The 378-nt window shown below is 68.8% G+C and carries 1 protein-coding gene and 1 pseudogene; one reads left to right on the top strand and one right to left on the bottom strand.

Annotated elements, in window-relative coordinates:
• Window positions 1–71, top strand: a pseudogene (locus tag J0695_RS46230) (2-oxo acid dehydrogenase subunit E2); the annotation flags it as partial.
• 121 nt (window positions 72–192) lie between these two features.
• Here J0695_RS46230 and J0695_RS43500 read toward each other — a convergent pair.
• Window positions 193–378: 2-oxo acid dehydrogenase subunit E2 (locus tag J0695_RS43500; RefSeq protein ID WP_206970311.1), on the bottom strand; the 186-nt coding region annotated here is incomplete at its 5' end.

Below are 378 nucleotides of genomic sequence, written 5' to 3'. Positions count from 1 at the left end.
TCGGCTCCAAGGTCCTGGCCGATGTCGCGGCCATCCTGGAGCAGCCGAGGCGCCTGATCACCTGGGCCTGACCCGCACCGCACGCCCGCACACAGCTGTGGCCCGGACCGTCCGACGACGGTCCGGGCCACAGCGCCGTTCACTACTTCTTGAAGCCGTAGTCCATGAGCTTCTTCGCGTCCGCGGTGCGGGTCAGGCCCAGGTGATCAGGCGCCTCGGCTGCTCCAGGATGGCCGCGACATCGGCCAGGACCTTGGAGCCGAGTTCGCCGTCGACCAGCCGGTGGTCGAAGGAGAGCGCGAGGGTGGTGACCTGGCGCGCCTTGACCTTGTCCTTGTGGACCCAGGGCTGGAGCTTGATCGCGCCGACCGCGAGGAT

Origin of the sequence: Streptomyces beijiangensis (assembly GCF_017315755.1) — a bacterium.
GTDB classification, from domain to species: Bacteria; Actinomycetota; Actinomycetes; order Streptomycetales; family Streptomycetaceae; genus Streptomyces; species Streptomyces beijiangensis.
This window is presented reverse-complemented; position numbering and strand designations above follow the sequence as displayed.